The following is an 18,301-nucleotide window of genomic DNA, read 5'->3' as shown; positions in this document are numbered from 1 at the left end:
GACCATCGAACAACACTACAGACTAATTATTACAAACCGGCTGCTGCGCGCAGCGCTGCGGCTTTGTCAGTACGTTCCCAGCTGAACTCTGGCTCTTCACGACCGAAGTGACCGTACGCTGCAGTTTTTTGATAGATAGGACGCAGCAGATCCAGCATTTGCACGATGCCTTTTGGACGCAGGTCAAAGTGTTCCTGCACCAATTGAGCGATTTTTTCATCGCTGATTTTGCCGGTACCGAAAGTGGTGACCATGACCGAAGTCGGTTTCGCCACGCCGATTGCGTACGAAATCTGGATTTGTGCACGTTCAGCCAGGCCAGCTGCAACGATGTTTTTCGCTACGTAACGACCTGCGTATGCGGCGGAACGATCCACTTTCGATGGATCTTTACCGGAGAATGCACCGCCACCGTGTGGCGCTGCGCCACCGTAGGTGTCAACAATGATCTTGCGACCGGTCAGGCCGCAATCGCCTTGCGGGCCGCCGATGACGAAACGACCTGTCGGGTTCACCAGGAAACGTGTGTCTTTCAGCCATTCTGCTGGTACGACTGGTTTGATGATGCTTTCGATGACCGCTTCTTCGATGTCTTTGTGCTGCATTTCCGGCGCATGCTGGGTCGACAACACGATGGTGTCGATGGAAACAGGACGACCGTCAACATAACGCAGTGTAACTTGCGATTTGGCATCCGGACGCAACCAAGGCAGGCGACCATCTTTGCGCAATTCGGATTGACGCTCAACGATGCGGTGCGCGTAGTGAATCGCAGCAGGCATCAGTTCCGGGGTTTCATTACAAGCGTAACCAAACATCAGCCCCTGGTCACCAGCACCCTGGTCGAGATCAATACCTGCACCTTCATCCACGCCTTGCGCGATGTCCGGTGATTGCTTGTCGTATGCGACCAGCACGGCACAGCTCTTGTAGTCAATACCGTAATCAGCGTTGTCGTAACCGATGCGTTTGATGGTTTGACGCGCGACTTCGATGTAGTCGACGTTAGCGAAGGTGGTGATTTCACCGGCCAGGACAACCAGACCAGTGTTGCACAGTGTTTCTGCAGCAACGCGTGCTTTTGGATCTTGCTGGAAAATTGCGTCGAGGATCGCGTCGGAGATTTGATCCGCTACTTTGTCCGGATGGCCTTCGGAGACGGATTCAGAGGTAAACAGGTATTCATTTGCCATTACAGGTTCCTTAGTACACTTATTTAAGTTGGCTTGATGTCGCGGTCAACCTAATGAACCTGCGACGCTTTAGCGAAATTTATATACCGCCTCGCAAGTTGTCATTAACTCGGCGGTTGCTACTTTGTGCTATTTTACGCCTCTTGAAAAAAATCGGCAAAGACTCTTGTTATAAGAGCACGATGCACGACCCGCATGCTTGTTTTCCTCTTCCGCCTGCTGTCCTTCCTGCCCTTGCCGCTACTGCATGCGATCGGGCTTGTGATCGGCTGGGCGGTCTATCTGGCATCCGGTTCATACCGCCGCCGCCTCAAGGAAAATATCAAGCTGGCAGGTTTTGACCAGCATTTGTCGAAAGCGGTCGGCGAAGCAGGCAAAAACATGCTGGAGCTACCCTTCATCTGGTGCGCGTCGCCGGAGCGCGTCCTGCGCTCCATCCGTATCGAGAACTGGGATATCGTTGAGCAGGCCGCCGCTGCCGGTAAAGGCATCATCTTTCTGACACCCCATCTTGGTTGTTTTGAAATTTCGGCACAGGTTGCCGCTGCCCAGTTGCCAATTACCGTGCTGTATAGACCACCACGGCAGGAAGCTTTAAAACCACTGATAGAAGGTGCACGTGCGCGTCACAACCTGTCACTGGCCCCCGCCAACCTGAGTGGCGTACGCACCTTATTTAAAGTACTGAAGCGCAATGGTGCTATAGGATTGCTGCCGGACCAGGTTCCGCAAAACGGTGAAGGCGTCTGGGCTGACTTCTTCGGCAAACCGGCTTACACCATGACCCTGCCAGCCAAAATGCTGGAAATGACGGGGGCCGCCATGATCCTCGCATTTGCCGAGCGTCGTCCTTATGGCCAGGGCTATGTCCTGCACCTGCAACAATTCAGCATCCCCGAAGGTTTACCACTGGAAGCACAGGTGCGCGCCATCAATGCCGCGATGGAGCAATTAATCGCACTGTGCCCGGAGCAATACTTCTGGAGCTACAACCATTACAAAATCCCGGCTGGCGTCGCAGCACCGCAACGCGCCGAAACAACCGAGAGCGGAAGTACTTCATGAGATTCCTCGTTGCCCTGATGTGGTGCCTGCACTGGCTACCACTGCCTGTCATAGCGCGCCTGGGCGAAGTCATAGGCAATTTGCTGTACGCCTACAAAAAATCACGCCGTCGCATTACCCTGATCAACCTTGCCCTGTGCTTCCCCGAAAAGTCGGAACAGGAGCGTGAAGCGATCGCGAGAAAGCACTTCCAGAACTATGCCCGCAGCGTGCTGGAACGCGGCATCCTGTGGTGGGGTTCGGAAGCACGTTTGCGTAGATTAATCGTAGTGGAACCAGGCGTACCTGTGGAAGCCATCAAGGCCAGCCCGACTATTCTGCTGTGCCCACACTTTGTCAGCCTGGATGTGGCCGGTGTCGCCGTGATGCTGGAATCGTCGCTGTGCTCCATTTATACACAGCAACTGAATCCGGTCTTCGATGAAGTCTTGCGCAAAGGACGCTCACGCTTCCGTCCGGTCAAACTGTTTTCCCGTAATGACGGCATCAAGCCCATCATCCGCGCCATGCGCGATGGCCTGCCCTTCTTCATGTTGCCGGATATGGATTTTGGTGAAAAGGATGCTGAATTCGTACCGTTCTTCGGCGTCCCAGCTGCCACACTGACCGCACCAGCACGCATTGCTGCCGCGACCAATGCCAAAGTCATCCCGGTCATAGCGACCTATCTTCCCGGCTACCGTGGCTGGAAAGTGACTTTCTATCCGGCATGGGAAAACTATCCGGGCGACGACATTACCGCAGCGACCCGCTACATGAACGCCTTCATCGAAGAGCGCGCACGCGAAACGCCATCGGAATATTTCTGGACCCACAAGCGCTTCAAGACGCGCCCGGTTGGCGAACCCAGCTTCTACGCCAACAACAATACCGACGAAGCACCGCCTGCTTACTAGAACTCATGCAGGCAGTACGCACTTGCCTGCCACGGCTATAATCGCAATATGAAACTCAAATTCACAAAAATGCATGGCGCAGGTAACGATTTCGTCGTGATTGATGCAATCAATCAGGCGATCGATTTCACTCCAGCGCAATGGCAATACCTGGCGGATCGCCGTTTTGGCGTCGGTGCTGATCAAATGCTGGTAGTCGAAAAACCGCAAGCAGCCGGTGTCGACTTCCGCTATCGCATCTATAACGCCGACGGCGGCGAAGTCGAGCAATGCGGCAACGGTGCACGCGCGTTCGTCCGCTTTGTTACCGACAAAAAACTCACCGACAAACACTCGATCAAGGTCGAAACCATGTCGGGCATCATCGAACCTCGCCTCGAAGCGAACGGCCAAATCACGGTAGACATGGGCGCACCCATCCTGACGCCGGAAGAAGTACCGTTCGACACGACTGATTTGCTCTGCAAAGCTGAAGGTGAAGACAACTTATGGCCGCTGGATGTCAAAGGTGAGACCATCTGGATCTCCGTCGTATCGATGGGCAATCCGCATGCGGTGCAAGTCGTGGCTGACGTCGAGACAGCACCGGTGCGCGAAGACGGCGTACTGATAGAACACCATCCGCGCTTCCCGAAACGCGTCAATGCCGGCTTCATGCAAGTCCTGGATCAGCATCACATTAAATTGCGCGTATTCGAACGCGGCGCAGGTGAAACCCTGGCTTGCGGTACCGGTGCCTGCGCTGCTGTCGTCGCCGGCATCCGCCGTGGCTTGCTGGCATCGCCAGTCAAAGTACAAACCCGCGGCGGCGAATTAGTCATCGCCTGGGGTGGCCATGATGCACCAGTCATGATGACCGGCCCGGCCGTCACCGTATTCGAAGGCGAAATCGAGATTTAAGGACACTGCGCGGAATTGTTTTCCGCGCCCGGTTGTCGGTTAAAATCATTGCCAATTAAAGCAAGGCCGCGTCGCACAGGTGACGCGCTTTCTAACTACACTCACAGACACGACAAATGACTTCTCCACTGGACTCCAATACCGTTGCCGATTATTTGCTGGATAACCCGCAATTCTTTGAAGAACATGCCGAGTTATTGTCCAGAGTTAAATTATCGAGCGCACTCGGTGGCCGCACCCTGTCGCTGCAAGAACGCCAAATGGACGTCTTGCGTGAAAAGCTCAAGGTCATGGAACTGCGCCTCGCCGAACTGATGCGCATAGGCCAGGAAAACGACCAGATCACACATAAGTTTCACACCTGGACGCGCGCGCTGTTGCAGGCACGTAATGACGTCGATCTGCCGCACACGCTGACCACCGGCTTACAAAGCGCATTCTCGGTACCGCACGTCACGCTGCGCCTGTGGGGTGTATCGGAAGCATATGCACACACATGGTTTGCGGCACCGGTTTCCGCTGACTCACACCTGTTTGCCAACGGCCTGACCACCCCTTTCTGTGGCAGCAACAACGACTTTGAAGCAGCATCGTGGCTGGAAGATGCACCGGCGATCCAATCGGTTGCACTACTGCCATTGCGCCTGGACGAGGCGACCGAAGCGTTCGGCCTGCTGGTACTCGGCTCGCCCGATCCGCATCGCTTCACCTCCGACATGGCCACCGACTTCCTGACCAACATTGGCCAGACTGCCAGTGCCGCCTTGTCGGGCATGCTCGATTAAATCGCATCGTGAGCCTAGTCAGCAATCAGGCTTACCTTGACGGTTATCTCGATAACCTGATCAGCCAGCGCCAGCTGGCAGCATTGACCACCGTCAGCTACCGTCGTGACTTGCTCGAACTGATCGCTTTCACGACGGCCAGCGACAGCAAGGCGACGCTGACCAGCGTCAGCCATTTCCAGATCCGTAAATTCGCTGCGCAATTGCACGCGCAAGGTTTGAATGCGCGCTCCATCGCGCGCAAACTATCTGCCTGGCGCGGCTTCTTCAATTGGCTCTCCGAGCAAAATGCCATCACCTCGAATCCAGTCGATGGCATCAAGGCACCGAAGCGCAGCAAACCGCTGCCGAAAGCACTGGCCGCAGATGATGCGGTACGACTGGTAGCCGAACCTGCGCCAGGCAAAAACGCCGACTCCGCGATGCAGCGCTGCAATCACGCGATGTTTGAATTGCTGTACTCGAGCGGTCTCCGCGTCTCCGAGCTGGTCGGGCTGGACCTGCGTTATGCGCAAGAAGCGCGCTACGTCTCGGCGGGCTGGATAGATTTCGATGCGCATGAAGTCATGGTGACCGGTAAAGGCAACAAGATGCGCAGCGTACCGATAGGCCAGGCGGCGATGGATGCGCTGCAAGCATGGCTGGCAGTGCGCGACACTCTGGTCAAACTGGACCCGCATCCACTCTTCCTCAGCGAACGCGGCACCCGCGTCTCGGCACGCGTGGTCCAGTTACGGCTGAAAGCACATGGCCAGGCCATAGGTTTGCCGACTGATGTACATCCGCACGTCTTGCGCCACTCCTTTGCGTCGCACGTACTGCAATCGTCCGGTGACCTGCGTGCGGTACAGGAAATGCTGGGCCACGCATCGATCGCGGCCACGCAAATCTATACCTCGCTCGACTTCCAGCGCCTGGCCCAGGTATACGATGCAGCCCATCCGCGCGCCAAGAAAAAGCCCGCCTGAGCATATTGCAGCAGCACTCATCCATAGATATAGCGCAGACACTTTGCAACTGAATTGCAAATTTGCGGCATAATCTAGTCACTACCCATCGAAGCTGTCCATTATGAAAAAATTATCTTCCCCGGATTACCCGGCACTGGCCGAGAGCCAGTTGCGTGAAACATCGGTACGCGCCACCGATGCCCGCATCAAGGTATTGGCAGCCTTGCTGGGTGCGCCCTATGCGCTGTCGCACCAGGATGTGCAGGACAAGCTGACGGATATGGACCGCGTCACTTTGTACCGCGCGCTCGATTGCCTGACCGATGCCGGACTTGCGCACAAGATCGCCGGTGACGATCGCGTGTTCCGTTACAACGCAGGGGCCGAGCATAACGAACCCGGCAATCACAATGCCTCGCCACAACATCAGCACGGCCATTTCAAATGTACGCGCTGCGCCAAAGTATTTTGCATCGACAATGTCGATGAACAATTGTTTGCTGCAGACAACAAGGCCAGCAGCAAATCTCCGACCGCAACCTTGCGCCAGCAATTGCAGAATGTATTGCAGGCGACGCTAGGAAAAGGTTTCCAAAGTCACGAAATCGAGCTCACCATCAAAGGATGGTGTGCAGATTGCGCTCACCAGGTTTAATTCATATGGCACTGATCCCTACTACCATCCTGACCGGCTTCCTCGGCGCAGGAAAAACCACCCTGCTCAACCGCATCCTGCAAGAGCCGCACGGCTTCAAAATTGCGGTCATCGAAAATGAATTCGGCCAGGAAAATATCGACAATGAAATCCTGGTGCAGGACGGCACCGAACAAATTGTAGAAATGAATAACGGCTGCATTTGCTGCACCGTACGCGGCGACCTTATCATCGCACTCACATCACTAGCGCAAAAACGCAATGCCGGTGAACTGCAGTTTGATCACGTCGTGATTGAAACCACCGGCCTCGCTAATCCTGGCCCGGTCGCACAAACCTTCTTTGTCGATGAAGAAGTCGCTTCCGAATACCTGGTCGACGCCATCATCACCGTGGTCGATGCCAAGCATGCGATGCATCAGCTCGACAGCTATGAAGAAGCGCAACGCCAGGTTGGCTTCGCAGATAAATTACTGCTCTCCAAAACAGATCTGGTCAGCGCTGATGAATTGAAAGTACTGACAGAACGTATCAGGCGCATCAATCCGCGCGCACCAATCAGTACAACTAATTTTGGCAGTGTAGCGATCGCCGATGTACTCGACCTGCGCGGCTTCAACCTCAACGACAAACTGGAAATCGATCCAGACTTCATCGCGGCGGAAGAGCATGCACACGAGCACGATCATGAGCACGGCCACGATCACAGCTGCGACGCACACTGCGAACACGATCACCACGACCATCATCACGGCCATCACAGCGATAACATCGCAGCCTTTGTCTTCAAAAGCGATCGTCCTTTCAATACTGAAAAACTGGACGAGTTCCTGGGCAGCCTGGTGCAGGTCTTCGGCCCGCGCATGTTGCGTTACAAAGGCGTACTCTGGATGGATGGCGCTGACCGCAAGGTTGTGTTCCAAGGCGTGCACCAGATCATGGGTACCGACATAGGCGCCAAATGGGGGGAAAACGAAGTACGCTCTAACAAAATGGTGTTTATCGGGCAGAATCTGCCGAAAGAAACGTTTATTTTCGGATTGGAACAATGTTTGGTATAAACTACCGTGGTTTTGAGCTCAGGGTATGGCTACCTGGGTGTTGCTAAAGGTGTGAGTCTCGCACGCAGGGCACGATAAGATCCGAGTGTGGGAAAGTTCATTGAGGACAAGGGACTATGAACGCAACCGTCACAAAATCTGCAAAAAGCGCAAAAAAAATTGCCCCAAAGAAGGCTACTGCGACTACTCGTGCAAAGCCTGTTAGCAAGGCACCCGCCAAAAAAACCGCTGCGAAAACAATCGCAGGCAAGGCCGTCAAGCCCGCCAGCAAAGCGGCCAAACCGGTCGCCAAACCAGCAGCTAAAGCGGTGAAAAAGACACCGGCCAAGAGTGCGGTAAAATCGCCGACAGCCGCTGTCAAAACAAAAGTTACAGCAGCAAAAGCAACAGCAGTAAAATCAAGCGCCGTCAAAAGCGCAAAACCATTGGCTAAACCGGCAGCAAAGCCGGCCGTCAAAGCGAGCCCAGCAACAAAAGCCACGGCTACCGCCAGCAAAGCGGCAACCGTGACAGCAAAACCGATTAAAGACGCATCTCGATCGACAACGGCAAGCAGTTCCAGGACTCCTGCCAAGGTCGCAGATAAAATTGAAAAACCCGTAGTTTTGAAGGCAAGCGAAGTGGCAACCAAATCAAGCAAATCAACATCCGTCGCAGGCGACACCACATTGTTAACCGAAGCGCAAATCCTCAAGATGGGCGAAAAGGACTACATGAATGACGCGCAACTCGCATTTTTCAGAGATCGTCTGCAGCAACTCGAAAAAGAGTTATTGAAAAACGCCGATGAAACCACCGAGCATCTGCGCGAAACCGTGCTGGTCCCTGATCCAGCCGATCGCGCAACGATAGAAGAAGAACATGCACTCGAGTTGCGTACCCGTGACCGCGAACGCAAGTTGTTGAAAAAAGTCCAGCAATCGCTGCTCAGCATCGATTCCGGCGAGTACGGCTGGTGCGAAGAAACCGGCGAACCTATCGGCGTTCCACGCCTGCTAGCTCGTCCGACCGCGACCCTGTCGCTGGAAGCGCAACAACGTCGTGAACTGAAACAAAAACTGTACGGCGACTGATCACAGGCGGGGTCAGCCGATCCCTCCATCTGTTTACCTGTAAAAGAAAGCGCGCGGCGCACTATCCGCGCGCTTTGTTTTTTTGTAGAATGCAACCATGTTGCAAATAGCCAATCTGACGCATCGCTATCCCGGCGCGCCCACTCCCCAACTCCATGTCCCGGCTTTTACGCTGGCGCAGGGTGAGCACGCGATCGTGATCGGGCCATCCGGCAGCGGCAAGTCCACCTTGCTACACCTGATCGCCGCCATCCTGACGCCGCAAAGCGGCGACATCACAGTGGCAGATACGTCTATTGCAACACTAACGCCACGCGCAGCCGATCTGTGGCGCGGACGGCATATCGGTTTCCTGCCGCAAAAACTGGCGCTGATACCCAGCCTGAACGCACGCGACAACATCCTGCTCTCAGCTTATGCCAGCGGCCAGGCCAACGACAGCAGCCGAGCGGATGCCTTGCTCAGCGCACTGGGACTGGGCGACAAAGCCACCGCCAGACCACATCAATTAAGCCAGGGGCAAAAGCAGCGCGTCGCTTTGGCACGTGCCATGTTCAACCGCCCGCAATTATTGCTGGCGGACGAACCGACTGCCAATCTGGATGACTCATCTTGCGATGCAGCCATCGCCCTATTGCTGGCGCAAGCCAATGAGATAGGCGCATCACTGGTACTGTCGACGCACGATGCCCGTGTATTACAAGCACTACCGCAAGGCAAAGTATTACGCCTGCAGGCGCCCGTAGCAGGAGCATCCATCTGATGACGCTCAATGCCTACACACTGGCGCTGCAATCGCTGCGACACAAGCCGCTTGCCACCATCCTCAATGTGCTGTTGATGGCCATCGGCATTGCAATGATGACTTTTGTGCTGTCTGCGTCCACGCAACTTGCCGACAACGCATTGCGCGATGCGGAGGGAATAGACCTGGTCGTTGGTGCCAAAGGTTCGCCACTGCAATTGATACTGTCGTCCATCTATCATGTCGATACGCCGACCGGCAATATTCCGCTCTCAGCAGAAGAGCTGTTGAAAAAGAATCGCATGGTGAAGGCCGTCATGCCGCTGGCCTTGGGCGACAGTTATCACGGCTTCCGCATCGTCGGCACCAATACCGACTACATCACGCATTACAAAGGCGAGCTGGCCAAGGGCAAATTGTTTGACGCACCCATGCAAGCCGTATTCGGCGCGCAAGCTGCACAGCGCACTGGTGCACAGCCTGGCGCCAATTTCTTTGGCTCACACGGCCTGGCTAGCGCAGTTGAAGTACACGACGATGCACCCTTTGAAGTCGTCGGCATCCTGCAGCCTACCGGCACCGTGCTGGACCGTCTGATCCTCACACCAGTAGCCTCGGTCTGGCAAGTACACGACAAAACACACGGACTGGACGCCAACGATCCGCAGGAAAAAGAAGTCATGGATGAGTCGCGTGAGTTGACCGCACTGTTGGTGCAATACGCATCGCCGTTGGCGGTTGTCACCCTGCCGCGTTTCATCAATAGCCAGAGCGAACTGCAAGCGGCACAACCGGCACTGGAAGCAGCCAAGTTATTCCGCCTGCTCGGCGTCGGCATCGATGTCTTGCGCGGTATTGCACTCATCGTCTTGCTGTCTGCTGCGCTGTCCATGTTTGTCGCGCTGTACAACGCACTGGAAGAACGCAAAATCGACCTCGCCATCCTGCGCACCCTGGGTGCGACACCGGCCAAACTATTTATATTGTTGCTGACCGAAGGTATCTTGCTGGCATTGATAGGCGCAGCTGTAGGCTGGTTGCTCGGCCATCTTGCAGTTGAAATATTGGGTCGCATACTGAGCGCAGATCAGAATCTGTCATTGTCCGGCTTTGTTTTTAGCGCGGATGAGGCATGGTTATTATTGGTTGCAGTTGGTACAGGTTTGCTGGCAGCGCTACTGCCCGCCCTGCGCGCTTATCGCACCGACATTGCCAGCACACTGGCGCACTAATTTGGGAACGGAACCGATATGAAATATTTATTGATCACCTGCGCCGCGCTCCTGGCGTTTTCTGCGCAGGCGCAAGACAGTGAGAAAGAGCACAAGAAAGAAACCATTGCCCAGCATCAGGCAATCGCAGCCGCGCACTATGCTGCGGCACGTTGCATCAGCAAGGGCAAGGATGAAAAAGTTTGTCATGCGGAACTTGCTAACGCCTGCAAAGGTCTTGCATTGGGCAAGTTGTGCGGCATGAAGCATGTGCATTAAACCCTGCCCTGCTATATGACACGGCCGGTACAATGTCTAGAACTCATTTCACAAATAGCCGCGTTCGCACTCGCGGATATTTGTGAAATGAGTTCTAACCACACTTTACGACTACTTGACGGAATGACCATGCGCCCTGTTACCAGTATCCTGTTGCTCGCCTTGCTGGCACCGGCATTTGCACTCGCTCAAAGCCAGCAACACGTCGCGCCACCAGGTGTCGGCAATACGCCCGGACAAATGCCGGTGCTGTACGACATCCAGGGCGTGACTTCGTGGAGCACGCTGGCAAAAGTGAAGCAGGTGAAGGTAAAGAATCGTATCCTGCCTGAATTCAGCAAAGACATAGCAGCGCTGAACAATCAGGAAATCAAGGTACAGGGCTTCATGATGCCGCTGGAACCGGGCGAGAAACAAAAGCATTTCCTGATTTCGCTGGTGCCGCAAAGCTGCAGCTTTTGTCTGCCGGCCGGACCGGAAGGCGTGGTTGAAGTGAAATCAAAAACCCCGGTCAAATACACACTGGAACCCATCATCGTCTCCGGCAAAATGGAAATCATGAAAGACGATCCCATGGGCTTGTACTACCGCATGAATAACGCAACACTGGCTTCAAATAAATAAGACTTCAACGTGAAATCCGCCCTCCCGTCATCTGCCAACACGACTCGCCGCCTGTGCTTCGCCGCACTGCTGGTCGCGCTCGTGCTATTTGCGCAGTGGATGGGCTTGCGACACCGGATAGAACACGCAGACTGGGGCAGCATCCAGCACCACCAGATGGAAGAGCACGGCACCGCAGTAGCGGAGCTGGAATACGCTGGCGATAAATCGCACTCCTGTATCCTGTTCGATGGCATGGCGCTGGCCGATGGCGCGCCACTGCTACCCTTCTCCCCCGTGCTGCAAACCAGCGTACGTGTACTCGCACTGTGGGCAGCCTACATTTCGTGGGATGCACCACTACTCTGTCACTTCTCTTCCCGCGCCCCGCCAGCGGCGTAAACGTAACCATCTCCTGCTGCAATCAGACGCCGTCTGAATTGCACTCGCATACATTCGTTTTCAAGGAAGTAACATGATCGCCCAACGTACCCTGTTGGCCAGCGCCGTTCTGTCCGCGCTTGCCTCCCTCTCCAACTCCGCTCTTGCGCAAGAGCAGGAAAAAATCTTGCCGTCCGTGGTCGTCACCGCCTCGCCCTTCAGCAATGAAGAAAACGCACAAATCATGGCGCCCGCCAAAGTGCTGTATGGCGATGAACTGCGTGAAAAGCTCGGCAACTCATTAGGCGACACCCTGTCGCAAGAGCTCGGTGTATCGGCTTCGGCATTCGGTGCCGGTGCTTCGCGCCCCATCATCCGCGGCATGGAAGGCCCACGCGTCAAGATCCTGCAAAACGGCATGTCGGTCATGGATGCATCCAGCCTGTCGAACGACCATGCGGTGGTCGGCGAATCGGCGACCGCGCGCCAGATTGAAATCCTGCGCGGCCCGGCGGCATTGCTATACGGTTCCGGCGCCATCGGCGGCGTGGTCAATATCGTGAATGACCGCATTCCGACCATACTCAACAGCAAACCGACCGGTGAAGCGGAAGCCCGTTTCGGTACAGCCGACAAAATGAAAAATGGATCTTTCTCGATCGATGGTGCAGCTGGCGCTATCGGCTTGCATGTCGATGGCAATGCACGTGATGCAGATGACTACAAGATCCCTGGTTACGCCAATGCCAGCGATCCTGCCCAGGGTTCAGGTCGCCTGCCCAACTCGTATGCGCGTTCCAACAGCGTAGGCTTTGGTGCTTCCTACATCCAGGACTGGGGCTACATCGGTGCGTCGGTCGGCGCGGACGACAATCGCTACGGCATCCCGACCGAAGAGAAGTCCTACATTACACAGAAGCAAACCCGCTACGACGTCGCTGGCCTGATCAAGAATCCATTTGGAAATTTTGAGTCCTTCCGCTTCAAGCTCGGCTACACCGACTACAAGCACACGGAAAACCTGGAAGACGGCACACCTGCAACCGAGTTCAAAAACAAGGCTAGTGAAACACGCTGGGAATTAACGCATAAGCCACTCGCAGGCTGGCGCGGCACTTTCGGCCTGCAAACCGAAAACTCGGAGTTCTCGGCCTTGCCGGTAGATGATGATCACGGCCATGGCCACAGCCACGCCACGGTTCCGGTCACCAAGAGCCAGACGATTGCAGGCTTCCTGGTCGAAGAGCGTGATTTCGGTCCGGTCCGCGCCAGCGCGGGTGCCCGTATCGAATCCGTCAAACGTCGTCCGGATGCAGCTTCCGGCCTGGTGCAACGCGACTTCAACCTGGGCTCCTACTCGCTCGGCGGTTTGTGGACCTTTACCCAGGGTTACGGCCTCGGCCTGACCGCATCGGTGGCACAGCGTGCACCAGCTATCGAAGAACTGTATTCGAACGGCCCGCATGAATCGACCGCCACCTACGATATTGGCGACGCCAATCTGCGCAAGGAAACTTCACGCAATATCGAGCTGAGCCTGCAAAAGACCGAAGGCCTGCTGCGCTGGAAAGCCAATGCCTACCAGAACCGCGTGAAAAACTATGTCTATGGACGCACCGACGGCACCATGGTGGATGACCACGGTGATGCTGACCCTACCGGCGAATTCCTGCAACGCTTTTGGTCGCAAAACGACGCCACCATCCGCGGCCTGGAAGCCGAGGTCAGCTACAACCTGCGTGGCAACGGCTTCTCATGGCGCACCTTTGCCGACACCTCGCGCGGCACTTTGAGCGGCGCTGGCAACCTGCCCCTGCAGCCGACCACCCGCTTCGGCGGAGAGATCGGCTACCGCGAAGGCAACTGGCGCTCCGGCCTGAAGGTTTTGCATGCAGAGAAACAGAACCGCCTGGCCAGTTTTGAGACCTATGCCGCACCGTCCTATACCCAGGTCGATGCCAATCTGTCTTATACGCAAAACTTCCAATCGACACCTATCACCTGGTTTGCGATCGCCAAAAATCTGCTGAATGAAGATATACGACTATCAACTTCGGTATTACGCGAAGTGGCACCGTTGTCCGGCCGCAGCCTGATTGTTGGTGTACGTACCAGTTTTTAAGCCGTTTTGTATCGCGGTAGCCTGAATTTTGGCTACACTAGTGACCTGCCCTCATCGGCAGGTCGCTTACTGCTAACCTGTGTTACCTTTAAGCAGATTTTTTGGTGCCGCCTCGAAAGAGGCCTCTTACAACTTGACGTGCTCCTCAGAATTGCACGCCATTGCTTACCAGGATAGACGTGGGGATTTTCTCGCTCTTTGGCAAGAAGGATAAACAGCCGGCTCGCAAGCCGACTGAGGCGGAATCTTCGCAAAAGAAACGCGAAGACTCGCGCGTCCAGGCAAAAAACGAAAACGACTACGTACAGCGCATGGCGGCACACGCCACTGCGATGAAAATCGATGCCATCGAATCAGAAATGTCATCGGAATTCGTCAAGCCGCTGCCCTTCAGCGGCAACACCATGCCCGGGCCTGCCAGCCAATTCCTCAACACCAACGTCCGCAGCCCCGATACCCAGGCCACCAAAGTCCCTGACACCGCAACCCATCTGGGCCAGCCCTCGATGCTGCCCGACATCATGGGTGCCAGTACCGCCTTCCTGCTCGGCGCAGAAACCGTCATCGGCCCGGTCGCCATTTCCAAATCAGAAGCTCCGCTGGCCATAGAAGAAGCCGCCATCCTGTTTGCCAACGGCCAGACTGACCTGATAGAACCGGTACTGCTCAATGCCATCGCCGAAGACTCATCTGGTGAGGCCCGATTAACGGTATGGGGCATGTTGTTCGACCTGTACCAGGTCACCGGCCAACGCGATTTATTTGAAAACCTGTCGATAGAATTTGCCAACAAATTCGAAATGTCACCACCGACGTGGCGTGTAGGTGGCAGCGCTGAAAACAGTCAGGCACCGGTGGCACGCAATAACACCATCCCCAGCATCGCCTTCCCGGCCAAACTCGACGCCGGGATTATCAAGCAACTGGAACGCATCAAAAACCTGGCCGAAATGAGCCCTGTGCTCAAGCTGGAATTTGCACGTGTCACGCAGGTCGATCCGGTTGGCTGTGGCCTGCTGCTGAATATACTGAAGCGTCTGCAAAAATCCGGACACAAACTGATACTGGTCGGCGCACCGGAGCTGGCGGAAAAAATCCAGGCCATCCTGCTGGTCGGCCGCCGCGATGAAACCGAAGCACCGTGGCTACTACTGCTGGAAGTATTGCGCCTGTTGAACCGTGAAGCCGACTTTGAAGAGCGCAGCATCGATTACTGCATCACCTTTGAAGTGTCGCCGCCTGCCTTTGTATCGCCACAAGACAAAGTAACAACGGATCACGAAGAGACAGCGGCAGCCGACGAAACCAGCAGCGATCATTTCGTGATGCCGGTCCTGATAGACGCGCGCAGCGATACCTTGGGGCAGAATATTGCCGCTTATGCACATACGCATAACCCGGTCATCCTCGACTGCAGCCAGCTCACACGCATGGATTTCAACGCCGCCGGACGCCTGTTCGGTGACCTGATGCCGCTGATCAGCAGTGGCAAAACCATAGAATTGCATAGCCCGAACCACTTCATCGTGGCATTGTGTAATGTCATGGGCATGACCGACAGCGTACGCATCGTCCCCCGTAAAAACTGAAATCCGTGCCCGTATGCGGCACAATTTCGACTTGTAATCGCTCAGGCCGCCCCCACTTTTTCATGAATCTCCGCGCAAGGCGCGATTATTCATCAGCTCGGCACTTCATTTCAGAGGCAAGCATGGAACAATTTCACGGCACCACCATCCTGTCAGTACGTCGCGGCAACATTGTTGCACTCGGTGGCGATGGCCAGGTCACATTAGGCAATATCGTCATGAAAGGCACTGCGCGTAAAGTGCGCAAGGTCTACAACGGCAAAGTACTGGTCGGCTTCGCAGGCGGTACCGCCGATGCCTTCACCCTGCTGGAACGTTTTGAAAGCAAGCTGGAAAAGCATCAGGGCCATCTGATGCGCGCCTCGGTCGAACTGGCCAAGGACTGGCGTACCGACCGCATGCTGCGCCGCCTGGAAGCGATGCTGCTGGTTGCAGATAAAGAAACTACCCTCATTATTACCGGCAATGGCGACGTACTCGAACCGAACGACGGCATAGGCGCGATCGGCTCCGGCGGTACTTACGCACAATCGGCGGCCAAGGCACTGCAGGAAAACACCGATTTGTCTCCCGCAGACATCGTCAAAAAATCACTGACCATCGCGGGTGAACTCTGCATCTACACCAACCTGTCGCACATCATAGAAACGCTGGATTAATATCCGCAGCGCAGACCGAATACGTTAATACGCACCCTGTAAATTTTGCGAAAAACATCATGAATATGACACCGAAGGAAATCGTTTCAGAGCTCGATAAACATGTCGTCGGACAAGGCCGCGCCAAACGCGCCGTCGCGATCGCACTGCGCAACCGCTGGCGTCGTCAGCAGGTTGCCGAGCCTTTGCGTCACGAAATCACGCCTAAGAACATCCTGATGATAGGCCCGACCGGCGTCGGTAAAACTGAAATCGCGCGTCGCCTGGCCAAACTGGCAGATGCGCCTTTCATCAAAATCGAAGCGACCAAATTCACCGAAGTCGGTTATGTCGGCCGTGACGTCGACACCATCATCCGTGACCTGATCGACATCGGCATCAAGCAAACCCGCGAAGCAGAAACCCGCAAGGTACGCGCACGTGCCGAAGATGCCGCAGAAGACCGCATCATCGACATCCTGGTGCCACCGGCGCGCGACTTCGGCTTCCACCCATCGTCGTCAGGCAGCACGCCGGACAGCAATGCCAGCGGCAATGCGACTCGCCAGACTTTCCGCAAGCGTTTGCGTGAAGGCACGCTGGACGATACCGAGATCGAAATCGAATTGGCCGAAGCTGGCCCGAGCATGGAAATCATGGCACCACCGGGCATGGAAGAAATGACCGAGCAAATCAAATCCATGTTTTCAGGTGTAGGCGGCACACGCAAAAAGGCGCGCAAGGTCAAGATCAAGGAAGCGATGAAGCTGCTGATCGAAGAAGAAGCGGGCAAGCTGGTCAACGAAGATGAGCTCAAGCAGAAAGCCATCACCAACGTTGAGCAGAACGGCATCGTCTTCCTCGATGAAATCGACAAGATCGCCACCCGTTCGGAAAACGGCGGCGCTGATGTTTCGCGCGCCGGTGTGCAACGCGACTTGCTGCCACTGGTCGAAGGGACAACCGTCAACACAAAGTACGGCATGATCAAGACTGACCACATCCTGTTCATCGCGTCCGGCGCCTTCCATCTGGCCAAACCGTCAGACCTGATCCCGGAACTGCAGGGACGTTTCCCTATCCGCGTCGAACTGGAATCGTTGTCAATCGCAGACTTTGAGCGCATCCTGACCAGCACTGATGCCTGCCTGACCAAGCAATACGAAGCATTGCTCGGCACTGAAGGCGTGAAGATAGAGTTCGCGCCGGACGGTATCAAGCGCATGGCGGAAATCGCCTACTCGGTCAACGAAAAAACGGAAAACATAGGCGCACGTCGCCTGTACACCGTGATGGAAAAATTACTGGAAGAAATTTCATTTTCCGCGACCGACAGCCCGGAACAAACGCTGGCGATTACTGCAGCTTATGTAGATGAAAGACTGGGCGCATTGTCAGTGAATGAAGATTTGTCACGTTACGTCTTGTAAGATGAGGGCCCGCATGGATTACCCGCGCGGGCCTTATTTACATCATGGCCAATAAAGCACTCGCGAAACGACAAAAGCTCACGATACGCATAGAGCCCTCGCAAAAAGCGCTGAAACCGCGCAATCACGTCGCACTCGCCGCCAAGCAGCGTGTCGGCGGCCCGCATCAGAAATCCATTTCCGGACAACGGCAAGAATTGAAACGTTTGCTGCAAACCAAGTTGTCAGAACCGGAAGAAAAATAAGCCGCCCAGCATCCGCGGGCAACAGCAAATACCCGACTGAATCTATCGACAATAAGTTTGCCGATTGCTCCTGTCCGTTTTGTTTGTTATAACAAATGCGGGACGCTCGTTACTCGTAACACACGTGACAACAGCTAGAGGAGAACATTATGGCTCTACCGCATGCAACATCCGGCCAGTTGATCGATATACGCCCACTCGGCACCCGCATCTCCAGCTCCGTCTCGAACGCCTTGTTCAAAACCCCGCAACTCGAATTGATGCGCCTGGTACTGCCATGCGGCAAAGGCATGCCCGAGCACTCGGTTCCGGGCGCGGTCACTATTCAGTGCCTGGAAGGCGCAATCGAGCTACACGCACATCAATCCACGCAAACCCTGCGCGCCGGTGAACTGGTGTATCTGGCAGGTGGCGAGAAACATTCGCTGCATGCGCTGGAAGACTCGTCGGTTTTATTGACGCTGCTCTTGCAGCATTGAG

At 55.3% G+C, this 18,301-nt stretch carries 21 protein-coding genes; 19 read left to right on the top strand and 2 right to left on the bottom strand.

Annotated elements, in window-relative coordinates:
* Positions 1-29: 29 nt before the first annotated feature.
* The gene (metK, locus tag IXC47_RS12975; protein ID WP_195875879.1) at positions 30-1,193 is read right to left on the bottom strand and encodes a methionine adenosyltransferase; all 1,164 of its coding nucleotides are present in this window, start codon (positions 1,191-1,193) and stop codon (positions 30-32) included.
* A 171-nt stretch (positions 1,194-1,364) separates the two neighbouring features.
* On the opposite strand from metK, the gene IXC47_RS12970 reads away from it, so the two are divergent.
* From IXC47_RS12970 to IXC47_RS12940, 7 genes are all read left to right on the top strand, one after another.
* Positions 1,365-2,258, top strand: a complete 894-nt coding sequence (locus IXC47_RS12970) for a lysophospholipid acyltransferase family protein (protein WP_303049233.1) — start codon at positions 1,365-1,367, stop codon at positions 2,256-2,258.
* Positions 2,255-3,154, top strand: a complete 900-nt coding sequence (locus IXC47_RS12965) for an LpxL/LpxP family acyltransferase (RefSeq protein WP_195875878.1) — start codon at positions 2,255-2,257, stop codon at positions 3,152-3,154. Before IXC47_RS12970 ends, IXC47_RS12965 begins: the two co-directional genes overlap by 4 nt.
* A gap of 48 nt (positions 3,155-3,202) precedes the next feature.
* Positions 3,203-4,054, top strand: a complete 852-nt coding sequence (gene dapF, locus IXC47_RS12960; protein WP_195875877.1) for a diaminopimelate epimerase — start codon at positions 3,203-3,205, stop codon at positions 4,052-4,054.
* Between the two features lie 116 nt (positions 4,055-4,170).
* Positions 4,171-4,839 (top strand): DUF484 family protein, encoded by a 669-nt coding sequence (locus IXC47_RS12955; protein WP_195875876.1) that lies wholly within the window; start codon positions 4,171-4,173, stop codon positions 4,837-4,839.
* 8 nt (positions 4,840-4,847) lie between these two features.
* Complete coding sequence (xerC, locus tag IXC47_RS12950; RefSeq protein ID WP_195875875.1) at positions 4,848-5,807, top strand: tyrosine recombinase XerC; 960 nt, start codon at positions 4,848-4,850, stop codon at positions 5,805-5,807.
* A gap of 103 nt (positions 5,808-5,910) precedes the next feature.
* The gene (locus tag IXC47_RS12945) at positions 5,911-6,444 is read left to right on the top strand and encodes a Fur family transcriptional regulator (RefSeq protein ID WP_175624812.1); all 534 of its coding nucleotides are present in this window, start codon (positions 5,911-5,913) and stop codon (positions 6,442-6,444) included.
* A 5-nt stretch (positions 6,445-6,449) separates the two neighbouring features.
* Positions 6,450-7,505 (top strand): CobW family GTP-binding protein, encoded by a 1,056-nt coding sequence (locus IXC47_RS12940; RefSeq protein ID WP_195875874.1) that lies wholly within the window; start codon positions 6,450-6,452, stop codon positions 7,503-7,505.
* A gap of 97 nt (positions 7,506-7,602) precedes the next feature.
* Here the strand turns inward: IXC47_RS12940 and IXC47_RS12935 are convergent, their stop codons facing one another.
* Positions 7,603-8,145, bottom strand: coding sequence for a hypothetical protein (locus IXC47_RS12935; protein ID WP_195875873.1), 543 nt, complete (start codon positions 8,143-8,145; stop codon positions 7,603-7,605).
* Here IXC47_RS12935 and dksA point away from each other — a divergent pair.
* The 12 genes from dksA (at position 8,126) to IXC47_RS12875 (ending at position 18,300) form a co-directional block, all read left to right on the top strand.
* A complete protein-coding gene (gene dksA / locus IXC47_RS12930) occupies positions 8,126-8,578 on the top strand; it encodes an RNA polymerase-binding protein DksA (RefSeq protein ID WP_175624809.1) in 453 nt (150 codons plus the stop codon). The genes IXC47_RS12935 and dksA overlap by 20 nt on opposite strands.
* A 97-nt stretch (positions 8,579-8,675) precedes the next feature.
* Entirely contained in the window at positions 8,676-9,341 is a 666-nt protein-coding gene (locus IXC47_RS12925; RefSeq protein WP_195875872.1) for an ABC transporter ATP-binding protein, read from the top strand.
* Positions 9,341-10,555: an ABC transporter permease gene (locus tag IXC47_RS12920; RefSeq protein WP_195875871.1), complete on the top strand. Its 1,215-nt coding sequence runs from the start codon at positions 9,341-9,343 to the stop codon at positions 10,553-10,555. Before IXC47_RS12925 ends, IXC47_RS12920 begins: the two co-directional genes overlap by 1 nt.
* Before the next feature lie 18 nt (positions 10,556-10,573).
* Entirely contained in the window at positions 10,574-10,813 is a 240-nt protein-coding gene (locus IXC47_RS12915; protein WP_195875870.1) for a hypothetical protein, read from the top strand.
* 129 nt (positions 10,814-10,942) lie between these two features.
* Positions 10,943-11,437, top strand: coding sequence for a DUF3299 domain-containing protein (locus IXC47_RS12910; protein WP_195875869.1), 495 nt, complete (start codon positions 10,943-10,945; stop codon positions 11,435-11,437).
* Positions 11,438-11,446: 9 nt separating this feature from the next.
* The gene (locus IXC47_RS12905; RefSeq protein ID WP_195875868.1) at positions 11,447-11,818 is read left to right on the top strand and encodes a hypothetical protein; all 372 of its coding nucleotides are present in this window, start codon (positions 11,447-11,449) and stop codon (positions 11,816-11,818) included.
* 73 nt (positions 11,819-11,891) lie between these two features.
* Positions 11,892-13,919, top strand: coding sequence for a TonB-dependent receptor (locus tag IXC47_RS12900; protein WP_195875867.1), 2,028 nt, complete (start codon positions 11,892-11,894; stop codon positions 13,917-13,919).
* 179 nt (positions 13,920-14,098) lie between these two features.
* On the top strand, positions 14,099-15,508 hold the full coding sequence (locus IXC47_RS12895; protein WP_326838402.1) for a hypothetical protein: 1,410 nt from the start codon (positions 14,099-14,101) through the stop codon (positions 15,506-15,508).
* A 122-nt stretch (positions 15,509-15,630) separates the two neighbouring features.
* Entirely contained in the window at positions 15,631-16,167 is a 537-nt protein-coding gene (gene hslV / locus IXC47_RS12890) for an ATP-dependent protease subunit HslV (RefSeq protein ID WP_175624801.1), read from the top strand.
* A gap of 59 nt (positions 16,168-16,226) precedes the next feature.
* On the top strand, positions 16,227-17,576 hold the full coding sequence (gene hslU / locus IXC47_RS12885; protein ID WP_175624800.1) for an ATP-dependent protease ATPase subunit HslU: 1,350 nt from the start codon (positions 16,227-16,229) through the stop codon (positions 17,574-17,576).
* 44 nt (positions 17,577-17,620) lie between these two features.
* Positions 17,621-17,821, top strand: a complete 201-nt coding sequence (locus IXC47_RS12880) for a hypothetical protein (protein ID WP_175624799.1) — start codon at positions 17,621-17,623, stop codon at positions 17,819-17,821.
* A gap of 149 nt (positions 17,822-17,970) precedes the next feature.
* Complete coding sequence (locus IXC47_RS12875; RefSeq protein ID WP_124574372.1) at positions 17,971-18,300, top strand: cupin domain-containing protein; 330 nt, start codon at positions 17,971-17,973, stop codon at positions 18,298-18,300.
* Position 18,301 lies beyond the last annotated feature (1 nt).

This window comes from Herminiimonas contaminans, from assembly GCF_015645465.1.
In the GTDB taxonomy this organism is placed as follows: Bacteria; Pseudomonadota; Gammaproteobacteria; order Burkholderiales; family Burkholderiaceae_D; genus Oxalicibacterium; species Oxalicibacterium contaminans.
This window is presented reverse-complemented; position numbering and strand designations above follow the sequence as displayed.